Origin of the sequence: Stenotrophomonas pictorum JCM 9942, from assembly GCF_001310775.1 — a bacterium.
GTDB lineage: Bacteria > Pseudomonadota > Gammaproteobacteria > Xanthomonadales > Xanthomonadaceae > Stenotrophomonas > Stenotrophomonas pictorum.
This window is the reverse complement of the sequence record NZ_BAZI01000165.1, coordinates 1-6,258: the sequence shown is the minus strand read 5'-3', so window position 1 is coordinate 6,258 and position 6,258 is coordinate 1. Positions and strand designations below refer to the sequence as shown.

At 62.4% G+C, this 6,258-nt stretch carries 8 protein-coding genes and 3 pseudogenes; 3 read left to right on the top strand and 8 right to left on the bottom strand.

Annotated elements, in window-relative coordinates; genetic code table 11:
* The 8 genes and pseudogenes from JCM9942_RS09580 to JCM9942_RS20745 form a co-directional block, all read right to left on the bottom strand.
* A pseudogene (locus JCM9942_RS09580) lies at nt 1-431 on the bottom strand (DUF2840 domain-containing protein); the annotation flags it as partial.
* A complete protein-coding gene (locus tag JCM9942_RS09575) occupies nt 428-712 on the bottom strand; it encodes a hypothetical protein (RefSeq protein ID WP_016448838.1) in 285 nt (94 codons plus the stop codon). The gene JCM9942_RS09575 and the pseudogene JCM9942_RS09580, both read right to left, overlap by 4 nt.
* Entirely contained in the window at nt 709-1,347 is a 639-nt protein-coding gene (gene parA, locus JCM9942_RS09570) for a ParA family partition ATPase (protein WP_016448839.1), read from the bottom strand. Before parA ends, JCM9942_RS09575 begins: the two co-directional genes overlap by 4 nt.
* Nucleotides 1,348-1,600: 253 nt before the next feature.
* Complete coding sequence (locus JCM9942_RS09565) at nt 1,601-2,458, bottom strand: replication initiator protein A (RefSeq protein WP_016448840.1); 858 nt, start codon at nt 2,456-2,458, stop codon at nt 1,601-1,603.
* Nucleotides 2,459-2,484: 26 nt separating this feature from the next.
* Nucleotides 2,485-2,766 (bottom strand): helix-turn-helix transcriptional regulator, encoded by a 282-nt coding sequence (locus tag JCM9942_RS09560; protein WP_003294091.1) that lies wholly within the window; start codon nt 2,764-2,766, stop codon nt 2,485-2,487.
* An 82-nt stretch (nt 2,767-2,848) separates the two neighbouring features.
* Nucleotides 2,849-3,609, bottom strand: a pseudogene (locus tag JCM9942_RS09555) (DUF2285 domain-containing protein).
* Nucleotides 3,610-3,917: 308 nt separating this feature from the next.
* Nucleotides 3,918-4,145 carry a DUF2958 domain-containing protein gene (locus JCM9942_RS20750; protein ID WP_425478339.1) on the bottom strand — a complete coding sequence of 76 codons (228 nt, stop codon included), beginning with the start codon at nt 4,143-4,145 and terminating at the stop codon, nt 3,918-3,920.
* 58 nt (nt 4,146-4,203) lie between these two features.
* Nucleotides 4,204-4,269: pseudogene (locus JCM9942_RS20745) on the bottom strand (hypothetical protein); the annotation flags it as partial.
* 238 nt (nt 4,270-4,507) lie between these two features.
* Here JCM9942_RS20745 and JCM9942_RS09545 point away from each other — a divergent pair.
* Genes JCM9942_RS09545 through JCM9942_RS09535 form a run of 3 tightly spaced genes read left to right on the top strand, consistent with a single transcriptional unit; the run spans nt 4,508 to nt 6,240 of the window.
* Nucleotides 4,508-4,798 carry a helix-turn-helix domain-containing protein gene (locus tag JCM9942_RS09545; RefSeq protein WP_034399567.1) on the top strand — a complete coding sequence of 97 codons (291 nt, stop codon included), beginning with the start codon at nt 4,508-4,510 and terminating at the stop codon, nt 4,796-4,798.
* A gap of 8 nt (nt 4,799-4,806) precedes the next feature.
* Nucleotides 4,807-5,370 carry a TIR domain-containing protein gene (locus tag JCM9942_RS09540; RefSeq protein WP_016448843.1) on the top strand — a complete coding sequence of 188 codons (564 nt, stop codon included), beginning with the start codon at nt 4,807-4,809 and terminating at the stop codon, nt 5,368-5,370.
* A 33-nt stretch (nt 5,371-5,403) separates the two neighbouring features.
* Entirely contained in the window at nt 5,404-6,240 is an 837-nt protein-coding gene (locus JCM9942_RS09535; protein WP_024162204.1) for a macro domain-containing protein, read from the top strand.
* The last annotated feature ends 18 nt before the right edge of the window (nt 6,241-6,258 follow it).

Below are 6,258 nucleotides of genomic sequence, written 5' to 3'. Positions count from 1 at the left end.
GCGGGCGAGGCACCGACAGGTGGCGATGCCCAGCGCCTCGATGGCGTCGATGCGTTCCAGCATGGCGCGCACCTGATTTTCTCCCTCGGCGTGCAGCAGCAGGCGCGCGCCCGGCTGCACGCCGGGGATGCGCTGCGCCGCGTCCAGCGGCGTGCAAGCCTGCATGACCATGAGCTGCCAGCGCACGGTGCCGTAGTCGTTGGCCTGCCAGCGGATGCGGCAAAACACGGCGCCCGGCAGGAACACCGCGCAACGCCGCCAGCGGTCGAGCTGGAGCGTGCGCGCGGGTTCACCGAAGCGCAGATAGAGCTTGAAGCGTGGTTCGATGTAGCCAGCGCCACGCGCGTCAGCGGCGCGTTGGCAGGCTGGCCGGAAGGTGCTGCGAGCGCAGCCGTGGCCGCGCCAGCGGCAGGCGAAGCGGATGCGTTCATGGTGTGCTCTCCCTGCGGTGTTCTGGAAACTCTCGCTCCAGCAGCCCGCGCAACAGATCGGCAACGGTCACGCCCTGCGTGAAGGCCGACACCTTGATGCGCGCCCGCATGGCGGGCGTGATGTCGAGGGTCAGACGTGCGGTGTACAGGTCGCCCTTGTTGAGCGCATCGGCGTCGCCCTGACGAATCCACGCCTCGGCGTGTGGATTCGCGGGCGGACGCGCGCCGATGCCGACGCGCTTGGCATTGCGCTTGCTGTTCGGTGGCGGCTTCTCTGTCATGACGGCCACCGCAGCAATTCGTCCACCAGCGCCGTGATCTCGCGGGCGGCGGCGCTGTTCGGCGCCGTCTCGCGTGCAAGCCGGCCAGCGGCCACGCTGTCGGCGAACACGATGCGTTGATGCACTTCCGCGCGCAGCGCAGGAAGCGGCTGGTCTGCGAGCGCCTGGCGCGCTTCGCGCCCGATCACGGTGGTACTGACGCGCCGGTTGATGACGAAGGCCGCGCGCAGCGCCGGCCGGAACACCTGCGCCTCGCGGATCAGCGCCACCATTTCAGCTGAAGCCCAGAGGTCGTAGGGACTGGGCTGCACCGGGATCAGCACGCGCTCAGCCGCCAGCAGCGCGGAGCGCGCCAAGGCGGCGATGCGCGGCGGCCCATCGATGACGACGTGATCTGCCCGCCTGGCGAGTTCTGGCGCTTCCTGATGCAGCGTTTCGCGTGCGAGGCCGACGGCGCTGAACAGCCGTGGCAAGCCTTGCTGGCTTCTGCGCTGCGTCCAGTCCAGCGATGAACCCTGCGGGTCGGCGTCCAGCAGCACGACATGCTGGCCGCGCATCGCCAGCTCGCCGGCGATGTGCGTAGCAAGCGTGGTCTTGCCCACGCCGCCTTTCTGGTTGAGCAGCGCGACGATCATGACCTGGCCCTCCCTGCTGGAAAGCCCGGCTGTTGTCGCGGCGTTTGCGGCCGCGTGGTGGTTGTCCACCGCAGCGGCGTTTCTCTACTAAAAGTTAGAGAAATTAAGTTAGGGAAGTTAGAGGGCGGGGAAACCCAGTGCTGGTGCGGGTTTGCGGCCGATCGGCACGCCTGATAGCACGATAGTCCCACGCCCGATAGCACGATACCCCGCACGCCTGATAGCACGACACCATTCACAGGCTCTCCCGGAGTTATCCCCGTGCCGTATGCGGCACGGGCCGGAACGTCAGCAGTTCCATGCCGTTGTCCGGCATCCTCTCGATGCCCAGGACGTAGCCGGGCAGCGACTGCCGCGCGACCAGCGCGCGCAGGTCGCAGGCGAAGTCGTAGGGCTTCGCAGTGCTGCCGGACTTCTGGTGCAGGTAGCGGAAGTCGAATTGCCAGCCGTATTCCTGCTTGCCGCCGTGCTTGCGCACCAGGCGGTACAGCCACCGCTCGATGCCGCCGGTCAGCCGGAAATACGCCGGGTCGATGGTCAGCACCAGGGCGGCGTCGAGCACGCCGGCGTAGAACCAGTCCGGCAGGATCAGCTCGATGCCCAGCGGCGTGCCGTTGGCATCGGCCAGTTCCTTCCATTCGTTGATCCACGAGAAGCGATGCAGGCGCCGCCCGGTCGTCTCGCGGATGGACGTGGCCACCGTGGTCGATTGCAGCCGATCCAAGGCCGCTTTGAGGCGCTGGTAGTCGCGCAGCGACTTGCCGCGCCCGATGAAGCGCAGGATCTCGTAGGGCGTGGCGCGCATCAGCCGCGAGGGCCGCAGGCCCGCGTCCTTCGCCTCCACGATCTGCGAGGCAGCCCAGATCAGCACGTCCGCATCCCAGATCGTGGCGATGCCGTGTTCGGCCGTGCCCTCCACGCGGATCGTCACGTTGCCCGCACGGAAGTCGATGGGCTTGACCCGCTTGGACTTGCCGAGCGAGAAGAACGGATAGGCCATCAAGTCCTGGCTGTCGCGCGGCGCCATGTCGCCGGGCAAGGCGCGGAACAGGTCGAGCTGTTCGCGCTCCTGCAACGGCCGCTGCCGAGACGGCAGCGCGGTGCTGGACATGGCGATGGCCTGCCGCGCGCCGCCGATCAGCGCGCACGGCTGTCGGCCAAGTGGTGCTCGGCGTATTCGGGATCGGAGGTCGTCTCGAAGCTGCGGTCGGCAGCCCAGGCATCGAGGTCGGCCACGGCGTACATGACACGGCGGCCGAACTTGCGAAAGCGCGGGCCACCGCCAATCACGCGCTGCTTTTCCAGCGTGCGCGGCGATAGGCGTAGGTACTCGGCGGCTTCGTCGTTGGTGAGATAGCGTTGAGGTTGCGCGGCAGCGGTCGAGACAGTGGCGGCAGGCCGCAAAGGAGCGGGACGCATGGTGTGAACCTCCATCGTTTGAAAACGCCCGGCCACACAGCGCGACCGGATGGAGCAGTCTCAAGAAGCGAGAGGTTTCCGATCAGGGCCGTTTTGCGTCCGCATCAAAACGACCCTTCTCAAGCGGCGGAAGCTGTGCTAATCGGCGATAGCGCCGCGCATCAGCGCATCGCCGCGCCGCACCAGGCGGCGCACCTTGGAGCGCAGGCCGCCATCGCTGTACCAATCGGCCACGGCCTCGGCACCGAACAGCCCTTCGCCGACATCGCGCAAGGATGCGCCCGCCAGGGTCGCGTCGAGCGCCTGCAAGGTGTGCAGCTCCAGCAGCGCGGCAGGTGTTGGCCTGGGCTTGGCGTCGGCCAAGGCTGGGCCGTGCGTATGGCGACGCGCATTCGCGGCAGCGCCGCCGCGATGGGCATAGGCCACGGCCATGCCGTCTTCCAGGGCGGACGCCAACGCGAAGCGCAGGCAATGGCCTGGGCTGCGCGCGATCAGCGCCAGCCCCTTGCCGTCGTGGAGAAGTTGCTTGTGGCCGGGGATGCACCAGAACGCGAAGGTGGCGGCATCCTGCGGCGGGTCGGCATCGGGATAGAGCTGCACCACGGCCGCATGACCAGGCAGCCAAGCGGGATGCGCGTCACGCGCATCCAAGGCAGGGTCTTCCAGCAGGCGCAAGCCCCAGCGATGCGCTGCTTCAGGCCGGCGATGACGGCGCAGCCAGTCAAGCCGGTAGTCGGGATGCCTGCGCAGGTACTCCCAGGCGAGCGCGAGCGTATCCAGCCAAAGGACGTACAGGTAAGCGGCAGTCGGATACCAATGCGCGACGTGATGGGGATCGACCATGGCGCAACCTCCCTGCGAACAGGACAGGCCGCCACGGCAGGGCTAGCGCTACATCGCCATCATCAGAACGTCATGGGGAAAAAAGATAGTTGGGACTGTCAAGACCGATTGGCTCCGATGCGTTGCGGTAGTTGTCTCAATGCTGCGGCGGCAACGCCCCGAGGTGGGGCGCCGTACAGACCAGCCTGCCGTAGCCCGCGTCGGGCATCATGTCTATTTGGATCAGACTGGTGCGGCTGCGCCGCAAGAATGCTGATTGAGACCTGCCCGGTATGACACCAGACTGAAAAAGTCACAGTGGGCTGTGCTCAGTCCGGGATAGCCCCGTCTTGCTCGGCCAAGCAGGTGTATTCCGACAGTGTGCGCGTGGGCTGGAAATAGAGATCGCGCATCACGGGCTGCTTGCGTGGCCCGACGATGCCGGCCAGCTCGGACAGCTTGAAGGTGCCTTGCGCCGGCATCCCGATCCCCAGGTCGATGAGGCCCCAGGCGGTATCGCCATCGACGGGGTCGAGCGCGGCCAGCAGCCAGGTCACGTGCGCGGTCCGGCGTGAACAGGCGCACCACGGGCACCGGGTCGATGGCCCGGCCAGCGGCACGGGCCGCGCCGTTGGCGAGCAGTTGCGCGCGCTCCGGGGCGGTGGTGAGTGACTGGGGCATGGTCGGCAATCCCACAAATCCAATGATGCACAAATGCTGTTCCACGTCGAAGCGCAGAACCGCGAAAACGGATGTACGCCTTCGTGCGCAAGCACGGATGCGGTTCTGTGGCTTTGCTGGAACCCGTCGATACGGATTTCCGTAAAGGCACGAAAGCGGAGAACAACAATGAACACTATAGATTGTAGCCCTATAGAGCGCAATGAGTTGTCATCTTGGTTTTTCAGGGGAACCATAGGTGGCGGCTCGGTACTCATTGGCGAAGGCTTTGAAGACAGTCAGGAAAGCGCGTGGCTTGAGCCAAGAAGCGTTTTCGGACGTGTCGAGCCGCACCTATATGAGTACCCTGGAGCGCGACCTTAAAAGCCCGACCTTGAACAAACTGGCCGAGCTGTGCGAGGTGATGGAGATCCACCCGCTCACGCTGCTGACGCTGGCTTACGCAGGCGACAGCACGCGCAAGGCCGACGAGTTGCTGGCGCAGGTTCGCCAGGAACTTGAGGCGGTATTGAATTCAGACGGAGATTGAGAAGCGCCATGGCATATCGAAATGGAAACTACACCGCCTTCTACGTTGCGGAGCCATTCCATCCCAGCTCGCTGGGTGCCAATGCGACAAAAGATTTTCAATACTACAACACCCTGCGGATGTGGAAAGGCGCTGATGCGACGTTCCCCTTTGTCGATTCGCACGACAAAACTTACAGCGTCCGCGACGGCAGCGATTGGGAATACACCCTGAAGCCGAGACTCAGGGAGCGCCTTCGGAACTCGAAGAACATCATCCTCATCTTGAGTTCGATCACGACGAATTCCCGTGCCCTTCGAGAAGAAATCGACTACGGGATCAACGACCAGGGGCTACCCGTCATCGTCGTCTACCCTGAATATGCCACCAAGGAAAGCCTGCTGGTCGGTGGATCATTGAAGCAGGCGGTCAAGAACCTGTGGGGAAATCTTCCCGTATTCCGGGATTCGATGAGCAAAATCCCTACGCTTCATGTCCCAATGAACAAGGAACTCATAAAAAAATCCTTGCAGGACGGCGAGTTCATGGTTGGGAGCATGAAGGCCCCAGGCATCTACAGGTACAACCCATAATCAATCGACATATCGGAGCGAATGATCCACGTCATGGCGAAGGTCAACTTTTTTGACAGGCGGGTCATCAAGAAATTCCTTGAGATCACCGCTGTCATCAGCGGTACGCTGTCATTCGTAGTTATTTTTGTTGACGTCCCTACCGAGTGGAAGCTGAAGGCTGGCTTGGCCTTCTTAGTAATACTGGCGCTCACCTACTTGGTGATATGGCTCTGGTCGAACAACCTGAATAGTATCGACATCAATGTCGAGGGCAGCGATGTCGCGATCAAGACTGGAGACATTTTCCAGCAGCCTGGATTGAAGGCAATCGCCTTCAATGAGTATTTCGACACGCAGGTTGATAACAAGATAATTGGCGAGACTTCCCTCAACGGCGTTTTCATCCAGAAGCATCTCGGCGTCCCACTCTCCGAACTGGACCGCCACATCGAGGAATACGCTTTTGATATCAGCGAAGTGCTGGATGAGAACGAGGCCAGGAAACAGGGGAAGAAGAAAAGATATCAGATAGGCACGATCTGCCTGTACAAGGACTACCTCCTGACCGCGTTCTCCAAGTTCGACGAGAACAACAAGGCGCTGCTAACGATGCCGGAGTACCTTGAGTTTCTCATCAATTTCTGGGACAAGGTAAACAACGTCTACGCCCAGCAAAGCGTATCGACCACAATCTTCGGTTCGGGAATCACGCGAATCAAAGGACACAAGAACATTTCCGACGAGGATCTCCTGAAGATAATGCTGTGGACGTTCAGGATCAGCGAAATGCGATTCAAGTATCCCGCGAAGCTGACCATCGTGATCCACAAAGATAAGATTGACCAGATCAATCTTCTTGACATTAAATCCGCTAGGAACGGCGTGTAATTTCCAATAGCGGTTCGG